We start from the raw sequence: 19,441 nt of genomic DNA, 5'->3' as shown, positions 1-19,441 counted from the left end.
CACACACCTCTATACTTTATAAAAGTAGTTTCTTTAGTATAGCATTTATGTCTTTAAAGTGCAATTTATATTAACTAATGTTCTTTTTTCATACCATCATATCCTTAAAAAGGAAGACTTTAATGCCACCTCCAAATTTCTAATTTTGAAAAATGGAAATGGCGGTTTTAAATCAAGTCATATCATCCCGAAGCGCGTCAATAATATTTTCTTTTTTTATCTTGCTAATGGCATACAGCATTGTAATGAACACGATAAAGAACACACTGAACACGCTGATTGCCATACTGCCCCACGGGAACACAAAATCGATATTGTCCGTCCCGCCGACCATCCATTTGTAAATCAGCCAAGAAGAGATTGCCGCTATGGGAAGCCCGAAGAGCAACGCCCTCATGCCATAAAAGGCACACTCGAAATTCATCATCTTTTGGAAATCGCGGTCAGACATCCCCACAGAGCGAAGCATGGCAAGCTCCCGTCTACGTAGTTTGATATTCGTGGAAATTGTATTGAACACATTGGCAACTGCAATTAGCGAAATCATGATGATAAAAGTATAAGCGAACACGTTCGCAATGAATACGTAATTGCGGCTCTCATCAAGCATTTTATGAAAATTGTACAGAGTATACTTGGATTTAATTTCCGCACCCTTAATCATCGCTTCCATTTTAGCCGCCGACTGTGTGGGATTCTTTGACCGAAATGTCAAGCCCTTAATAGCCACATGGGTATCGGAGGTTTCAAACTTCTCTTTGAGCGAATAGGGGACCATCACCCTAAAAAAGAACGGATTCTTCGACCCGGAGTTTTCTGGGATCGGGGGTCCATCAGGCGGCACGGTATTAACAAACTTAATGCTTACGTTTCGCCCCTGTTCCATCTTCGGATTGCCATTTGTTTCGGGAGCGATGGTAAAATTCATGGAAGAACTCTTGAACAGATCACTAATATTCTCAACCTCTTCCTCCCGATTATCTTTCATGTGGTTTGTCATTTTGGCAACGGCGATCATTTTCGCATTTTGCCCGGTATATTCCTCTGCGGGCAAGCCCAAGCCTTTGATAATATTAAGATAGGCGCTGTCATCAAGAAACTGGATTTCCATTGGCAGATTAACCGTTTCATCCGGTGAATGTAAACCTGCGTCTTCCCAGTAATAGTCTGAAAGATCGCTTGCTTTGGCAGCGCATGAATACTTCATAAGCGCTTGATACGAGCCTTCGTAAACACCGTCGGCGGTTTTTAGTTTGTCGTAAAGCTGCAACATTTTGCTATCGTCCATGTCCTGCGTGGCCAAAACGATGTCAAAGTTAGTAACCACTACTGCCCGCTCCGACACCTGCTTAAAATGCGTTACAAAAGCACTGGTCGATATAAACAGCACAACGCTTAAAACAAGGGATAGCACAATGCTGCGATAGCGTTTCTTGTTTCTTTTAAAATTCTTTAGTGCAAGAGTTCCCTCCAAACCGTAAATGCGCTGTGCCAGTTTTGACATTTTTACGGCTTTGGATTCAACCTTGACCTCGTTAGTCTGGCGGATACACTCCATCACTGGCGTGTTTGCAGCCTTTCTTGCCGGGATATAGGCCGAAATCAAAATCGTAACCATGCTGACCGCTGCCGCAACGACAATTACGGGGATAGACACTGTCAAGGTTAAAGGTACGTTGCTATACATAACGTTCCCGAAATTCCTGGCGACAACGGAAATCACAAGTTCGATGCTGCCTATGCCAACGATAACGCCAATCGGTATGCCCACCGCACCTATACAAAGGCCCTCAAACAGCACTGAATTTCGCAGTTGCTTTGCTGTGGCTCCCACAGATGAAAGAATCCCGAACTGGTGTGTGCGTTCGTTCAGCGATATGTTGAACGAATTATAAATCAGAAAAATCGAGCCTATCATAATAACGGCAACCAAAATGCCACCAACCGAGTACAGAAACACGTTGAACACATTATCGTCCGAAAGACCCATGAAGCGCAACACATTATCGTTAAAGACATAGCTATGGCTTCCGGCTATGCTGCTTGCGTAAGCATGTACTTGTCGCGGATTTTTAAGCGTGACAAATAGGTTTAAGCTGTCCGCTTTGTCTTGTGCATCTGCTTTCGTTATCAATGTATATCCCGGCGCGGAATGTTCCTCAAAGCTGGGTCTTTGGCAGATACCAACAACCGTGTAAGTTCTCTCGTCTTGTGGCACAAGAGTTTCGCCCCCAGAAGTGTACGGGTCGTGTTGACCAAGACTCTTGTTGCCATTCATGCGGCTTCCGACAGCAAGTGAAAGCTTGTCACCCTCCGCGAATTTAACACCACCGTTTGCTTCAACGCTCATCGAAACAAGAATCTCCCCACTGTTTTTCGGCAATCTACCTGAAACCAGGGTTATGGGCAAGGTACCAAAAGCCTCCTTGCTAAATCCGGCTATAGAAAGATATGGCTTGTTGGGGTTTTTCCCTCCGTCAAGTTTTGCGTAGCCGATATTTTCAAATGTTACAGTGTTTGCAACTCGATTGTCGAGAGTTCGTTCCTGTGCGAAAGAGGAATCAACGTTCAAAAACTCGACGTGCCAACCGCCGTATTTCTTGGCCGCTCCGTTTGCCAAATAGTTCAGCAGGGAAACGCCAAAGGTAGCGACTGCAGTAATCATGGCGGCGGACAGAATAACTCCGATAACCGTTACAATTGTTCTGGTGCGGCTTTTTTTCATTCCTTGCAAGGCAACTTTATTTAAAATATTCATGTTCTCACCCTCTCATCCCGAACTACTTTTCCGTCTGCAATACAGATAATGCGGTCTGCTTGCAAGGCTATGTTTTCATCATGTGTAACTATTATAAGAGTCTGGTGATATTTGTTATGACTTTCTTTCAGTAGCTGAATAATCTCATGTCCATTACGGCTATCTAAACTACCAGTTGGTTCGTCTGCAAGCATGACCGCTGGTGCATTCATCAATGCGCGACCGATTGCAACACGTTGCTGCTGGCCACCCGAAAGCTGATTCGGCAAATGTATTTTTCGTTCTTTTAATCCAAGCAGCTCCAACAGGTCATTCAGTCTCTCCTTGTTGACCTTCCGCTTGTCCATCAGTATAGGTAATGTGATGTTTTCCACCACATTCAGAGTAGGAATAAGGTTGTGAAACTGATAAATCAGTCCTACCTGACGTCTACGAAAAATAGCAAGTTTTTCATTACTCTGGGCATATACATCCTGACCCTCTAAGTATATCTTTCCGCTTGTCGGTACATCCACACCAGCTATGGCGTGCAGCAAAGTTGATTTACCAGAACCAGAGGAACCGATAATTGCGGTAAATTCACCCTTTTCGATTGTAAGCGAAACATGATCAAGGGCAGTAACTTGGTTTTCGCCATTGCCGTAGACCTTACATAGATTTTCAACTTTTAAAAATTCCATTATGTGAGTCTCCTTTCTTATGGTTTATCTATATAATATAACCTTCAACTTACATCTGTGTGACTTTCAGGTGAGAGATTCGTCACTTTGGGAAACGAATGGAAAATATCGCACCACCATGCGGGTGATTTTTTGTGGTAATCGTCCCACCCTGCTGTGTTATAATCATCTTACAAAGAGCCAATCCAATCCCATATCCTGTAGCATTTGGTACTTTCCCTCGATAAAATCTGTCAAACAGGAATGGTAAATCTTCTTTTTCAAAACCCGCACCGCTGTCGTGGATGGCAATCTCGGTAAACAATGAATTGTCCGTGCAGACAATCTCAATCTTCCCATTCTCTCCTGCGCTTTCCATGCAATTTTTTAGAATGTTTTGAATTGCTTCCGAAAGCCAAGCAGAATCACCCTGAATAATTATCTTTTTCGGCACATCTATTTGCACAACAATATCGTGCAACTCCATTCGGATTAGAAACGGACGAAGTGCAGCGCATATCAAGTTATTTACATCTATCTGCTCACTTTGGAACACCACAATGCCAGCATCCAGGCGGGATAATTTCAACAATGAAGTAAGCAGCCAATCCATCTGTACAAACAATTCCTTTGTTTCCCGTATCAATGCTTTTCGTTCATTTTCGTCAGAGTTATTCTCTAACAATGACAGAATAAGGCTTACGGATGTAAGAGGGGTGCGGAGTTGGTGGGCTATGTCAGCCAGCGAATCGGCAAGATGTTCTTTTTCTTTTTTCAATGCGTCATTTTGTTCCCGAATACGCAACATCATTTTTGTTATCTCGCTTTGCAGAATGGAAAGTTCACCCTCGTCTGATTCACCAATATACAGATGATCAGCGTTATGAAGCACAAGATCAATTTGATCTGAAATCTTCGCAATACTTTTATATCTAGCTTTGGTAAAAGCAAAAAATACTGTTCCAAAGGTAACTGAAGAAGCAATGGCAAGGATTCCAGCCAACCTATTGATTGCAAATCCCAGCGTTACAGTGGCAACAACTATTAAGAAGAACAAAATGGCAAGCTGCCTAAACTCTCTATTCCGAAGCATACCCGTCCCCCAATCTATATCCTGTCCCACGAACTGTTATAATGATTTGCGGGCTTGCTGGATCATTCTCTATCTTCTCCCGTAAGCGTTTGATGTATACTGTCAATGTATTGTCATTGACAAACTCGCCCGCTGCGTCCCACAATTCGTCAAGCAGCCTGACCCTCGTGATAATACTTTTAGGGTTACTAATAAATATCAACAACAAACGATATTCTAAGGCTGAAAGAAAAACTTCACTGCCATCCTTTTTCACAACTCCACTTGCCATATCAACATGAAGCCCGCAGATTTCAAAAGCCGATGGAGAACGTCCGCTTTTTCGCAAGGCTGTTCTGATTCGTGCAATCAGTTCACGCGGACGAAAAGGCTTAGTGATATAGTCGTCTGCTCCAATGTTCAGCCCAGTAACAACACTTGATTCATCGCCGGAAGCTGTCAAAAAGATGACTGGGATATCTTGCTTTTCTTTGATTTCCGTACAAACCGTAAAGCCATTTCCATCAGGTAAAGAAATATCAATCAACGCCAAGTCAAATTTATTCCCAGCAAGCGTTGTAATGGCTTCACTCCTCGTAGTGGCGTGAGTAACTGTAAATCCCTCCGAGCGGAGCAGAAGCACAAGGTTTCTGGCAATTGCCTTATCATCCTCAACTAAAAATATCTGTTTCATTTATTTTCACCACCTTTACTTTACTGCTCTTGTATCGTCCGTCAGCCGGTTTTTCAGTGTCAATCAGAACAAGCCATGTATTTCCTATTTTTTTATCTCCATTAATACGTCCAGCAGAACAATGGTACACTACCATTCTGTCTGTGATTCCCCAATTTTTCGCTGCTTCTTTTGTAGTTATATAATCCACGCATAACACCTCTATAATTTTATTATATTTCTTTCGACGGAAATATACAAACCGAGGTATAAAAATAGCAAGAAAAAAGACGCTCATTTCTGAACATCTAAACAAGAGAAGAATAGGTATCATTTTAACGGTACCCCTTTGATTCTTGACCTTTATTTTATTGTATCCCCACACTCTATATCAACTACCACAGAAACATTGATATAGTTCTTAATGACCTTATTTCTGATTTTATCCCATCACCAGTGAAAATAATATATTTGAAAAAGTTCCTAAAACAAAGGATTTCTACGTATCTGCTCGTTGTAACAACACACAGCACTCCACATGACTAGTTTGTGGGAACATATCTACCGGCTGAATTTCAATAATCTTGTATCCTTTTTCATCTAAGATTTTTAAATCTCTAGATAATGTACTTGGATCACATGAAACATAAACCACTCTTTCTGGTTTAACTTCTCCAATTGCCTCTAATAATTTAATGTCACAACCCTTTCTTGGTGGATCTACAACTATTATATCAGCTTTTATTCCTTCATTTATAAGATTTGGAATTACTTCCTCAGACTTACCCACAAAAAATTCTGCATTATCCACATTATTAAGTTTAGCATTTTCTTTAGCGTTAATAATTGCAGGTTCTATTATCTCAACACCGTACACTTTTTTTGCTTTTTTAGATAAAAATAAAGTTATTGTTCCAGTTCCACAATATGCATCAAAAACAGTTTCATTACCTGTTAACCCTGCATATTCTAATGCTTTATTATACAATATCTCAGTTTGAATTGGGTTAACCTGAAAAAATGATAATGGAGATATATTAAATTTAAATTCTCCTATGTAATCTTTAATAGTATCTTCACCATATAATGTTATACATTCTTCACCTAAAATAACATTTGTATTTTTAGAGTTTATACTTAATATTATACTTTTTATTCCTTTTATATTTTCTAATATTATATTTTTAAATTCATCTAATTTAGGAATGTTTGAAGTAGTAGCAACAAGAACAACCATTACTTCATCTGTTTTAAATCCTCTTCTTATCATTAAATGTTTTAAAATTCCGTTAGGATTAAATTCACCATCAATTGTTGAAGGTTCAATGTTATTTCTTTTAATCCATTCTTTAGTAAGCTTTGCCACTTCATCTGCAACTTTATCTTGAATTAAACAATAATCTAAATCTATTATGTTATGGCTTCTTGGAGCATAAAATCCAATTACAACTTCACCATTTACTTTTCCAATTGGAAGTTGAACTTTATTTCTATATCTATACGGATCAGCTTCCATTCCAATAGGATACTTAACTAAATCTTTAGATAATCCACCAATCTTCTCTATACAGTCTTTTACTCTTTCCCATTTAAAATCTAATTGTTTTTTATAAGTCATATGTTGAATTGAACATCCACCACATCTTTTATAATTTGAACATTTAGGTTCTTCTCTATCTTCTGATGAATTAAGTATTTTTTCTATCTTACCATATGCATAATTTTTCTTAACTTTTATAATTTTTGTTTTAACTTTTTCACCTTGTAAGGCTCCTTGAATAAATACAGGATACCCCTCTATTTTAGCTACTCCTTCGCCTTCATATCCTTGTGATAATATATCTAAAATGTATTCTTTATTTTTTTCTATCAACTTAAAATCCACCTTTATTTAATTATAACTTCTATAAATTATATCACATTATAAGTTTTATATAATAGCTTAATTAACAAACCTTTGAGTTTTATATTTCCTTACTAATTATATATTTAATTATTCATCCATAGTAAACAAATATTCATTAGTAGAAAAATCTCTAAGGCTAATATGAATTAGTAGATTTATATATAATCATATATATGCTAGAAAAAACTTTATAAAAAATATTATTTTACAAAAGTTTCACACATAGCCTTAAACTGATCATTTTTATCAACAGAAATAGCTACATTTCTTGATTCACATTTTCCTGAAGAATTAAAAAAACAATTTACTGCCTGACAATTAATTTGAGGATTCATCTTTACTTCATCCATAGAAGAAAATAATTGCATTACTTCTCCAACATAATTAGTATTAGCAAGTGCCTTTACTTGGTTAATGAATTTATTTGACTTATAACTGGAACATTTTGTTTCTAAAGTCGTTGTTGAATCATTTCCTTCAATTAATATATATCCTGCTTGACACATTCCTGCTTCATTATGTACGCAACTCATGGCTGCACAATTTAACATAGTCATAATTATCACTCTTTCTTATATTTTCCTTATGACTTATTTTGCTCCATTATAATAAAACTTATTCTTTGCTCAGTCCACTTTGCTTATTCACATATCAACACACTAAAAAACCATAAAAAAAGGCACCCCTAAGGGTGCAAATAGAGAATCAGTTGCCAATTAATTCCTTATTATAATTATTGTCTAATACAATAAATAATATACATTCTATCATAACATAATATAATTATTTTGTAAATTATTTGTAAATGATTTTTACATTTAATTATTTAACTAAAATTATTTGTAAAATAATTAATAAAAAGAATAAAAAAGCTCTCGAATAAAATCGAAAGCTTTTTTATTATAAATTTATTATTCTCCTACTACGCTAACTTTTAATAGGTTAGTTGTTCCTGTTTTATCAACTGGAACTCCAGCAGCTAAAACTACTGTATCACCATTTTTAACATAGTTATGTTCTTTTGCTATTTCAACTGATTTTACCATCATTTCGTCAGTTGAAGACATTTTATCAGCAACTATTGGATAAACTCCCCATGAGAATGCTAATTGTTTTGCTACTACTTCATCTGGAGTAACAGCTATGATTGTACAATCTGGTCTAGATTTAGATATTCTCTTAGCAGTAGCTCCTGTTTGAGTTGAAGAAATTATAGCAGTTGCTTCTAATTCATTAGCTGCATTACATGCTGCTCTTGAAATTACTTCTGACATAGAAGATTTGTTGTTAGAGTAAGCAACTTTATGAGCTAATTGTTTTTCAGTTTCTTCAGCAATTTTAGCCATAGTTCTAACAGCTTCTACTGGGTAAGTTCCGTTAGCACTTTCTCCTGATAACATTATAGCATCTGTACCATCTAAGATAGCATTAGCTACGTCTGAAACTTCAGCTCTTGTTGGTCTTGGATTTCTGATCATAGAATCTAACATTTGAGTTGCAGTAACAACTGGCTTTCCAGCTGCATTACATTTTTGGATGATCATTTTTTGAACTGCTGGTACTTGTTCTATTGGAATTTCAACACCAAGATCTCCTCTAGCTACCATTACAGCATCAGAGATTTCTAAGATTGAATCGATGTTATCAACACCTTCTTGGTTTTCGATTTTAGGGCAGATTAAGATGTTCTTTCCACCATTTTCATCAAGAACTTTTCTTATAGCTACTACGTCAGCTGCTTTTCTTACGAATGAAGCTGCTATCATAGTAACTCCCATTTCACAACCAAATATTAAATCTGATTTATCTTTTTCTGTAAGAGCTGGTAATTGAATTGAAACTCCTGGTACATTTACACCTTTATGAGTTCCAACTAATCCAGTATTTTGAACTTCACAGATAACTGCGTTTCCTTTTACTGATTTAACAGTTAATCCTACTAAACCGTCATCTATTAAGATTGTGTTTCCTGGCTTAACATCATTAGCTAATCCTTCATAAGTAACTGCACATTTTGTAGTGTCTCCAACTACTGACATGTCTCCTGCATATACTGTAAATTCTGTACCCTTAACTAATTCAACTTTGTTTGGTTCGAATTTTCCAGTTCTTATTTCTGGTCCTTTTGTATCAAGAATGATAGCTATTTCTTTATCAAGTTTCTTTGATAATTCTTTAACTTTTTCTATTCTTCCTCTATGTTCTTCGTGATCACCATGTGAAAAGTTATGTCTTGAAGCATTCATTCCTGCTAACATTACTTGTTCTAATATTTCTCTGTCTTCACTTGCTGGTCCAATAGTACAAATCATTTTAGTCTTTCTCATGTAAGTACACTCCTCTTTATTCTAATTAGTTTATAAAAATTTATATAAATAAAAATTTATTAGCGTGATAATACTTCTGCTACATTATATAGATCTATATCGAATTTGCTTTCCATAGCTAATGCTTCATCTATATCTTGGTCTATAATTTGATTATCTCTAATTCCTATTACTCTTGAAGTTTCTCCTTGTAGAAGAACATCTACTGCTCTGGCTCCTAATCTTGAAGCTAAAACTCTATCGGAAGCTGATGGTGCTCCACCTCTTTGAATATGACCTAAAATTGTAGCTCTTGCTTCTATTCCTGTTAATTCTTGAACATATTTTGATAGTTCTTCTGCTCCACCAATTCCTTCTGCAAGAATAACTATACTATGAGTTTTTCCATGGTTTTTACCTTCTAATATAGTTCTGCAAAGAGCATCTCTATCGAAGTCACCCATTTCTGGAACTATTATAGCTTCTGCTCCACTTGATATACCAGCATGAAGAGCTAAATCTCCACAATCTCTTCCCATAACTTCAATTATTGAAACTCTTTCATGAGAAGTTGATGTATCTCTTATTTTATTTATTGCATCAACAATAGTATTTAATGCTGTATCAAATCCTATTGTGAAATCAGTATAAGCTAAATCATTATCTATTGTTCCTGGTAATCCTATAGTCTTGATTCCTAGTTTTGATAGTAACTTGGCTCCCATGAAAGATCCATCTCCACCAATAACAACTAAAGCATCTACACCATAAGCATTTAGTATTTTAACTGCTCTTTTTCTTACCTCTTCATCTTTGAACTCTGGGCATCTAGCAGTTCTTAGGATTGTTCCACCTCTTTGAATAATATCAGATACTGATGTTCTATTCATTGCAAATAGCTCACCATTAAGTAATCCACTGTAGCCTCTTTGAACTCCCATAACTTCAAGTCCTTTATCAATGGCTGTTCTTACTACTGCTCTTATAGCGGCATTCATTCCTGGGGCATCTCCACCACTTGTTAAAATAGCTATTTTCTTCATAATATATTCCTCCTTAAAAAACAACTAGGACACCCAAAGTCCTACCTGCGCATAGTTTATGCATATCTTATTAACCACTAACAATTGTACATAAAAATGTAATATTTATCAATCATATTTAGATAAGTTTTGATATTAATATATTTTTATCTAAAAAATCCATAACATATTTAGTGATTTTTTAGACAATATTATATATAATTCTTTATTTATCATGATAATTATTAAATAAAATAGTGTTAACATATTAGATTATATACTAATTTTATATATTTTTAAATAACACTCAACTTATATTATAACCAAGTAAAATTAAAATCATATACTATTATGATTATTTTTTATTTTACACTATTAGATATTATACCCTTAATAACTATAATTCTATCACTTTTACATTTTCATCTCCAACAAATTTTCTTAGTAAATCTAAAGATTCTTCATTCATATCTATCCATCTATCTCTTGGAACTCTAAACTGCTGTCTTTGCTCTGCTGCAAAAATATAAATAGGTGTATCACCTTTATAATTTTTTATTAAGTCCTTTAAATTTAAACTTAATTCTTTTGCTTTAATAGTATTTTGTACTCTTAAATATATTTTAGAAGCATTTATTTTTTCCAAAGGTTCTATACTTTCACATATTAATTTAGGCAACTCATCTGTTTTTAGACTTATTCTACCTTTAATTATTACTAGATCGTCCTCATTGCATAGTTCTCTAACTCTATCTAATACTTTTGGAAAAACTATAACTTCTATGGTTCCAGTTAAATCTTCTAATTGTAAAAATGCCATGATTGTGTTATTTCTTGTAACTTTTTTATTCACTTGTGTTAATATTCCACCAAGAATCACTCTATCATTATCATTAATTCCAGATTCATTATTAATAATAACATCATCTAGCATTGGAATTTCTAAAGTATCATCTAATAACTCATGATGTGAAAATATTTTTCCTATTTCATTTGAAGTTTGAAATTTTAAACTTTGTACATAATCATCTAATGGATGACCTGATATATATAATCCCGTCATCTCTTTTTCCATTGTTAATAATGAACGTTTATCAAATTCATTTATATTTGGATATTCTATTTCTGGTACATAAATATCATCTGATGCAAACAAACTTATTTGTCCATCTATATTTCTTTTTCTATCACTTGAAATACTATCAACCATTTTTTCATATACAGCCAATAATTTTGATCTATATATCTTAAAGCTATCAAATGTTCCTGATTTTATTAAACTTTCAATAGTTCTTTTGTTTATAGCAGATAAATCTATCTTACTAATGAAATCAAATAATGAATCAAATTTACCTTTATTCTCTCTTGTTTTCACAACACTATTTATTAAATTCATACCAACATTTTTTATAGCTGCCAAACCGAATCTGATAGTTTCTCCTTTAACAGTAAATTTAGCAAAACTTTCATTTATATCTGGTGGAAGTACTTGTATACCCAATTCTTCAGCTTTCGAAATATAATATACTACTTTTTCACTACTTCCCATAAATGAATTTAACATGGCTGCTATCATTTCTACAGGATAATATTTCATTAAATATGCAGTTTGATATCCAACTACTGCATATGCTGCTGCATGGGATTTATTAAATGCATACGAAGCAAAATCCATCATATTATCAAAGATCTTATTTGCTGCTTCTTCACTAATTCCATTTCTAATACATCCTGGAACTACCACTTCATCATTTTCTATAATTCCATGAATGAAATTCTTTCTTTCTTCTTCCATGACTTTATGTTTCTTCTTTGACATGGCTCTTCTAACCATATCACTTCGTCCCATAGAATATCCTGCTAGCTTTCTAACTATCTCCATAACTTGCTCTTGATATACCATTACTCCATACGTTACATCTAGTATTTCTTCTAGTTCTGGTGCATCATATTTGACTTTCTCAGGATTTCTCTTACATTCTATATATCTTGGTATTTCAGCCATTGGACCTGGTCTATATAATGAAATTCCGGCAATTATATCTTCTAAAGAATCAGGCTTTAATTCTTTCATGAATGATACCATTCCAGGAGATTCTAATTGGAATACTCCCGCAGTCTTCCCTTCCCCTATCATCTTATAAACTTCTTTATCGTCAAAATCGATTTTATCTAAATCTATATCTATATTTCTATTTTCTTTTATAATTTTAAGTGCCTCATTCATTACAGTTAATGTTCTAAGACCTAAGAAATCCATTTTCAATAATCCTAGTTCTTCTAATGTAGTCATTCCAAATTGAGTTACTATCATTTCATCATTTTTTTGTAAAGGTACGTATTGAACCAATGGCGTTGATGCAATAACTACACCAGCTGCATGAGTTGATGAATGTCTTGGAAGTCCTTCTAAGTCCTTTGACATATCTATTAATGACTTAACTCTTTCGTCTTTATCATATATCTCTTTAAGTTCAGGATTAAAATCAAGTGCCTTTTCTATAGTTATACCAAGCATTGTAGGTATCATTTTACATATCTTATCAACTTCACTATAGCTATAATTCATAGCTCTACCTACATCCCTAATACATGCTCTAGCTGCCATTGTTCCAAAGGTTATAATTTGAGATACATTATCTTCTCCATACTTTTCTACTACATAATCTATTACTTCCTGTCTTCTCTCATAGCAAAAGTCACTATCTATATCAGGCATAGATACTCTTTCTGGATTTAAAAATCTTTCAAATATTAGACTATACTTTATTGGATCTATCTTCGTTATTCCTAATGTATATGCAATTATTGAGCCAGCGGCGCTACCACGCCCAGGTCCTGTTGGTATTCCATTATCATTAGCAAATTTAATAAAATCCCAAACAATTAGGAAATAATCAATATATCCCATTTGTTTTATTATCTGAAGCTCATATTCAAGCCTATCTATAAGATCTTTTGCAGAATCATTTTTAGATTTTAAGTCATCTAATTTAGCATAATCTAGATCCTTCCCCCTAAACTCTTTAAATTCCTCATATCTCTCTATTAATCCCATATAACAAGTATTCTTCAAATAATTATAAGGTTCTTCACCTTCTGGTAATGGAAATTTAGGTAACTTAGATTCATGGAATTTATATTCATAATTACACTGCTTAGAAATTTTCACAGTATTCTCTAATGCTTCAGGTATGTAAGAAAACATTTCCCACATTTCTTCAGGAGATTTTAAATAGAACTGGTCTGAAGGATATCTTCTTCTATTAACATCATCCACAGTTTTTCCTGTTTGAATACACATTAATATGTCATGTGATTTATAACCATCTTTTTTTATGTAATGAACATCATTAGTTGCTACTAATGGTATTCCTAATTCTTTAGATAACTTTATATTTTCTTCATTTACTTTTCTTTGTTCATCCATGCCATGATTTTGAATTTCTAAATAGAAATCCTCTTTAAATATTTCTTTATATAAAAGTGCTGTTTCTTTAGCCTTTTCATAGTTACCTTTCAACTCATAAGATTGCACTTCTCCGCCTAAACAAGCGCTAAGAGCTATTAGCCCTTCACTATGTGCCTTTAAATACTCGTGATCCACTCTAGGCTTATAATAGAACCCTTCTATTGATGCTGTAGATACTATCTTCATTAAATTTCTATAGCCAATCTCATTTTTTACTAACAAAACCAAATGATATGTTGAATTATCTTTATCAGGTTGCTTTATTTTCATAGATTTTCCTGCAACATATACTTCACATCCAAGTATTGGTTTAATCCCATATTCAATGGCTGCTTTATAAAAATCTACAAGTCCATATAAAACTCCATGATCAGTTATAGCTATACTATTCATTCCAAGTTCTTTTGTTTTTGCCATGATTTCTTTTATTTTTCCCGATCCATCTAATAAACTATATCCAGTGTGAAGATGAAGATGAACAAAGTCTTTTCTTTCCTTATCAGCTATCCCTATTTCTTTCTCATTTTTAGTTGACACCATCTCAGTAATGTACCTCCCTTCCATAAAAATTAAATATATCTAATTATTTTTACTATTATCCTTATATTTTAATATCACATGCTCTTTACTTTCCTCTAAAAATATTTCTAAGTAAGCTAATTTTTGAAAGCAAAAATCTTCAATTTGCTTTTCACTAGACTCTCTCTGATAATAATCATGAGTGTATCTATTTCTTAACTTCACTGCCATAGATAAACAGTTCTTTAGATTTTTATCAAAAAATCCCTCATTAAAAGCTTGTTCTATTAATTTTAATGAAGTTGTAGTACTATTCACTCTTCCATCGTTAATGATTATATAATTTTCGCACATATCAATAATATATTCACAGAAATCTTGAAAAAATGCAAACATAGCTCTTCTAATTATTTTACTATTAGTGTTTTTATATTGATTAATAGATTCCTTTAAATCACTTAAGTTATTATAAGCAGCCTTATATTTTTCTAAGAACTTTTCTTTTTATACTTATAGTAAGGACTCATCTATCACACCTCCAAAATAACTATACTGTTCATCTATCTTTAAAATCTTCTCCAATCGTTCATTATTTCTAACAAATTTTAAAACATAGTGTTGAAAATCATACCATGCTTCTTCATCAACTATATATTTATTATTACTATCTACTGCAATCCTTGCATACTTGCTTTCGAATTCCTTAAATAATATAAATGTAAGATGAATTTTATCATAATTATAGTATTCCATTGCTAATTCTACAAGTTCCTCTTCAATATCTAATGTATCAAGAAAACTAATGTTTGATTTTACAATCACAGCTAAGTCAATATCACTTCTATCCCTTATCCAATATTCAGTTCCGTAACTACTAAATTGAGCTATACACACAATACTATTAAATTCTCTAAGCTTATTTAAAAATTCAACTTTTTCCAAAAAGTAATCACCACCTATATATAATTATAGACTAACAATATTAATTCTTAAACCAAAACACTAACTTTAGTAAAATTCTTTTATAATACAATATGCGTAAAATAAGTGTATTGTATAATTAATTTAAGAGGTGTTAAATATGCGTAAATTAATTCCTATTAGTATTATAGCCATACTACTAATTTCATATATCAATTATAACAAAGTTGATAGGTTTCCTAACGAAATCCCTACCGTAAAATTAATTATAAATGAAAAAAACTACAATACTAAGATGGAGAAAGCTACGTTAGATACAAAGCATCTAACGTAGCTTTTATTAAATTCATTCTAAAAATCTAATGACTTACTACATTCTACATAAGGTCCAACAACCTTTTTAACTTTTTCCACATGATATTCATTAATATCATAAGCTAAACAGTCTTCCTTAGAGTCGAATCTAGTTATAATTCCAATATCAAAGCTTCTTTCACTTCTTATAACATCAACACCAACTTCTAATTCCTTAAGTTCTTCAATCTTTCCATTCATACTTAATAAAGCTTCCTCAACAAACTTTATATTTTCCTTAGTTGGGTCCTTTAATTTAAAAAATACTATATGAGTAAACATAAATTCATCCTCCCTTTTTATAGTCTTATTATTTTTTTGAATGTGCCTTAGTTTCCGGTTCTTAATTCTTCTGCTATTTTCTCAATTTTTCTTAGTCTATGATTTATTCCAGACTTCCCAACTTTTGGATCAAGCATTTGTCCTAATTCCTTTAATGACTCATCTGGATAATTTAATCTTAATTCTGCTACTTCTCTAAGATTTTGTGGTAATCTTTGTAATCCTATTTTATTTTGAATTAATCTAATACTTTCAACTTGTCTAACTGCAGCGTTAACTGTTTTAGATAAATTAGCAGTTTCACAATTAACGAGTCTATTGACATTATTTCTCATTTCCTTCATTATACGTATATTTTCAAGTTCTAATAGAGATGCATGAGCACCAATTATATTAAGTAAGTCTACAATTTGTTCTCCTTCTTTAATATAAATTATATGACTACTTTTTCTTTGGATAACTTTAGAATTCAATCCAAAAGTATTTATAATATCCTTTAAATCTATAGCATATTCTTCACTATGAGTAACAAATTCTAAGTGATATGTTCTTTCTGGATTACTTATACTTCCACCACCAATAAAAGCACCTCTTATATAGGCTCTTCTGTTCTCTTCTGTTTCAATCATACTCTTATTAATTCTGTAATTTAAGTTCATTATGCCATCAATATCTTGCAGTATTCCAGTCTCGTATAATAGCTCTCTAACACCCATATCTTCTAAAATAACAACCATATAAATATTATTCTTTTTTAGAGAATTACTTTTTTTAACCATAAGCTTTGAGTGTATATTAAAATGTTCTTTTAAGAGAGTAAATATTAGTCTTGCACTTGCTGGATTTTCTGTGGTCATTTTGAAGCTTAAACCACTTCCACTAAAAGCTATGGTTCCACTCACTTTCATTATTGCAGATATTTCTGCTAATGCATCTTCTTTACACATATCCACATATCTACATATTTCGCCTTTAACTTTAGATGAAAATGACATCCTATTTCCCCTTATCTATAATTTTTTTAGAATTGATTTAGTTTTCTCTTCTTTTACTCTTTCTTTAATACGCTGAGATAAATACATATATTCTATTATCTTTTTCTTATCATATAGCAATTTCTTTTCCATAATAGTATCAACTAAAACTTGAGCTAATTTATCAGCATCATGCTTTATAAATCCCTTACTTATTTTAACTAAATTGTCACCAATTATTTTTATTCCTAAGTTATCTACAGCTTCACTATCTAGTTTAACTAATTCAGCATCTTCTAATTTATACTTTTCTTTTAATTCATTTTCCACTTCACCAACATTAGCAATAACATAATTCACTATATCTTTACCACCATATTTTTGTAACACCTTTAAGTGATCTGATACTTTAAACTTTGTAGTTTCACCTGGCTGTGTCATTATATTAGATATATAAAACTTTAATGCCTCGCTTTTTCTTACTTCTTTTGCTATATCTTTTACTAATAAATTAGGTATTATACTTGTATAAAGGCTTCCTGGTCCCATAACGATGGCATCAGCTTCTCTTATAGCTTCTATAGCTTCTTTTAATGGCTTTGCATTTTCAGGTATAATTCTAAAATTTCTTATTTTTGAATTTTGTTTTATAGCTTCTTCCGGTATTTGAGATTCTCCCCTAATCACTTTTCCATTTTTAAGGGTTGCTTCAAGTTCCATATTATCTAAAGTTACTGGAACAACTTTTCCTGTAACTGCTAATACAGAACTCATTTTTTGTACCGCTTCTTCAAAATTATCAGAAATTCCATCCATTGCTGCTAAAAATAAATTACCAAAGCTTTGGTTTTTCAGTTTTCCTTCTTTAAATCTATATTGAAGTAAATTCTCCATTATAGGCTCTGTATCTGCTAAAGCTAATATACAGTTTCTTATATCTCCTGGTGGAAGCATTCCTAAGTCTTCTCTTAAATCTCCGGATCCACCACCATCATCAGCAACTGTTACTATTGCAGTTATATTAGATGTATAGTACTTAAGTCCCCTAAGCATAGTAGAAAGGCCTGTTCCGCCTCCTATAACTACTATCTTAGGTCCCTTTATTAATAATCTCTTTTCCTCTATAAAACTTTCTATCTTTTTACTGTCAAAAGATACTTTTATATATCCTCTATTTACTAATGCTATTATTGATTTCATACTTTCAGTTACCGAAATATACAAAACAAAAATTCCTGTAATATTTAAAAATACATAAAATATTTTATAATATAAATCATATACTCTATGAGTTACTAATTCTGTAAATCCAAATGCAATTAATAATATCCCAAATATACCAAAGAAGAGCCACCTCTTAACTTTGATTCCCGGTTTAATTAATTCCTTTATCCTCATAGTTTCTTTTCTCCTCTATGAAGATCTTCACCAACATCTCTATGCTCTATCTTTGCTTTGTAATTTCCTTTATTTAATCTTTCATGAATCTCATTAGCAATTGCTACAGAACGATGTCTTCCCCCTGTGCATCCTATAGAGATTATAAGTTGTCTTTTTCCTTCTTTTATATAATTAGGTACTAAATATTCAAGCATATCTTGTAACTTTTCTATAAAAGTAATAGTTTCTTCCTGCTTTAATACATAGTCCTTTACTGATTTATCATTGCCTGAATATTGTTTAAGTTCAGGTATATAAAATGGATTTGGTATAAACCTTACATCAAATACTAAATCTGAATCCACTGGTATACCATATTTGAATCCAAAGCTTAATACAGTAATTGATAATTGCTTTTCTGATTCAATATTATCCCCATAATGTTCATTCATCTTTTCTCTTAAATCTCTTATAGCATATTTTGATGTATCAATTATTATATCTGCTCTGTCTTTAATTTCTCTTAATTTGCTTCTTTCTTGAATTATTCCATTTAAAACTCTACCATCTGGTGATAATGGATGACTTCTTCTTGATTCTTTAAACCTCTTTATAAGAACTTCATCTGAGGCATCTAAAAATAATATTTCATATTTAAATTCATTTTCCTTTAAGTAATTTAAAGTTTCAAATAAATCATCAAAGAAGACTCCTCCTCTTATATCAATTACTAATGCAACTTTATCAATTTTCCCATCGCTTTGAGAACATAACTCTGCAAATTTATTTATTAATTTAGGTGGCAAATTATCAACACAAAAATATCCTAAGTCTTCTAAACTTCTAGTTGCTTGTGTTTTACCTGCACCTGATAATCCTGTAACTATCACAAATCTCATCTAATAAGACCTCCTTATCTATAAACGATAACTTATTTAATAACTATCATCTTAAAATTATAACATATTATAGAGTATACATTGTAATAAAAAAAGTTCTATGACTGTTTTTAATTAAATGTTTTATCAATATTATAAGAACAAAGTAGTTGTATCACGCCTTTTAGTTTAAAATAAAAAGATTAGAATTGAAAACTTGGGTTTAAAATCCTAAAAATTTTCTACTAAATATCTACTTTAAAAA

16 protein-coding genes are annotated in these 19,441 nt (G+C 32.7%); all 16 read right to left on the bottom strand.

From position 1 onward, the window contains the following. Positions 1-172 precede the first annotated feature (172 nt). Positions 173-2,758 (bottom strand): ABC transporter permease, encoded by a 2,586-nt coding sequence (locus NG901_RS00280; RefSeq protein WP_252211648.1) that lies wholly within the window; start codon positions 2,756-2,758, stop codon positions 173-175. Next, entirely contained in the window at positions 2,755-3,438 is a 684-nt protein-coding gene (locus NG901_RS00275; RefSeq protein WP_252211647.1) for an ABC transporter ATP-binding protein, read from the bottom strand. The genes NG901_RS00280 and NG901_RS00275 overlap by 4 nt, the downstream gene beginning before the upstream one ends. Positions 3,439-3,520: 82 nt before the next feature. Beyond that, positions 3,521-4,510 carry a sensor histidine kinase gene (locus NG901_RS00270; protein ID WP_252211646.1) on the bottom strand — a complete coding sequence of 330 codons (990 nt, stop codon included), beginning with the start codon at positions 4,508-4,510 and terminating at the stop codon, positions 3,521-3,523. Then, positions 4,497-5,183: a response regulator transcription factor gene (locus tag NG901_RS00265; protein ID WP_252211645.1), complete on the bottom strand. Its 687-nt coding sequence runs from the start codon at positions 5,181-5,183 to the stop codon at positions 4,497-4,499. Before NG901_RS00265 ends, NG901_RS00270 begins: the two co-directional genes overlap by 14 nt. Continuing rightward, positions 5,161-5,382 (bottom strand): helix-turn-helix domain-containing protein, encoded by a 222-nt coding sequence (locus tag NG901_RS00260; protein WP_286675150.1) that lies wholly within the window; start codon positions 5,380-5,382, stop codon positions 5,161-5,163. The genes NG901_RS00265 and NG901_RS00260 overlap by 23 nt, the downstream gene beginning before the upstream one ends. 279 nt (positions 5,383-5,661) lie before the next feature. Then, on the bottom strand, positions 5,662-7,035 hold the full coding sequence (gene rlmD / locus NG901_RS00255) for a 23S rRNA (uracil(1939)-C(5))-methyltransferase RlmD (RefSeq protein WP_252211644.1): 1,374 nt from the start codon (positions 7,033-7,035) through the stop codon (positions 5,662-5,664). A gap of 233 nt (positions 7,036-7,268) precedes the next feature. Then, the gene (locus tag NG901_RS00250; protein WP_252211643.1) at positions 7,269-7,625 is read right to left on the bottom strand and encodes a DUF1540 domain-containing protein; all 357 of its coding nucleotides are present in this window, start codon (positions 7,623-7,625) and stop codon (positions 7,269-7,271) included. A 354-nt stretch (positions 7,626-7,979) separates the two neighbouring features. After that, a complete protein-coding gene (gene pyk, locus NG901_RS00245) occupies positions 7,980-9,395 on the bottom strand; it encodes a pyruvate kinase (protein ID WP_252211642.1) in 1,416 nt (471 codons plus the stop codon). Between the two features lie 59 nt (positions 9,396-9,454). Next, positions 9,455-10,417 (bottom strand): 6-phosphofructokinase, encoded by a 963-nt coding sequence (pfkA, locus tag NG901_RS00240; protein WP_252211641.1) that lies wholly within the window; start codon positions 10,415-10,417, stop codon positions 9,455-9,457. Positions 10,418-10,793: 376 nt separating this feature from the next. Beyond that, on the bottom strand, positions 10,794-14,408 hold the full coding sequence (locus NG901_RS00235; RefSeq protein WP_252211640.1) for a DNA polymerase III subunit alpha: 3,615 nt from the start codon (positions 14,406-14,408) through the stop codon (positions 10,794-10,796). 39 nt (positions 14,409-14,447) lie between these two features. Next, the gene (locus tag NG901_RS00230) at positions 14,448-14,795 is read right to left on the bottom strand and encodes a HepT-like ribonuclease domain-containing protein (protein WP_252212090.1); all 348 of its coding nucleotides are present in this window, start codon (positions 14,793-14,795) and stop codon (positions 14,448-14,450) included. Between the two features lie 102 nt (positions 14,796-14,897). Further along, the gene (locus NG901_RS00225) at positions 14,898-15,329 is read right to left on the bottom strand and encodes a nucleotidyltransferase domain-containing protein (protein WP_252211639.1); all 432 of its coding nucleotides are present in this window, start codon (positions 15,327-15,329) and stop codon (positions 14,898-14,900) included. Positions 15,330-15,659: 330 nt separating this feature from the next. Continuing rightward, positions 15,660-15,944 (bottom strand): Dabb family protein, encoded by a 285-nt coding sequence (locus tag NG901_RS00220; protein WP_252211638.1) that lies wholly within the window; start codon positions 15,942-15,944, stop codon positions 15,660-15,662. Between the two features lie 47 nt (positions 15,945-15,991). Beyond that, complete coding sequence (whiA, locus tag NG901_RS00215; protein ID WP_252211637.1) at positions 15,992-16,939, bottom strand: DNA-binding protein WhiA; 948 nt, start codon at positions 16,937-16,939, stop codon at positions 15,992-15,994. A 15-nt stretch (positions 16,940-16,954) separates the two neighbouring features. Next, complete coding sequence (gene mgfK, locus NG901_RS00210; RefSeq protein WP_252211636.1) at positions 16,955-18,316, bottom strand: gluconeogenesis morphogenetic factor MgfK; 1,362 nt, start codon at positions 18,314-18,316, stop codon at positions 16,955-16,957. Further along, positions 18,313-19,197: an RNase adapter RapZ gene (gene rapZ / locus NG901_RS00205; RefSeq protein ID WP_252211635.1), complete on the bottom strand. Its 885-nt coding sequence runs from the start codon at positions 19,195-19,197 to the stop codon at positions 18,313-18,315. Before rapZ ends, mgfK begins: the two co-directional genes overlap by 4 nt. Between the last annotated feature and the right edge of the window lie 244 nt (positions 19,198-19,441).

Source organism: Clostridium sp. CMCC3677 (assembly GCF_023845585.1).
Classification (GTDB): domain Bacteria; phylum Bacillota; class Clostridia; order Clostridiales; family Clostridiaceae; genus Clostridium; species Clostridium aquiflavi.
The sequence above is the reverse complement of the archived record's forward strand: the minus strand, read 5'-3'. Positions and strand labels throughout refer to the sequence as shown.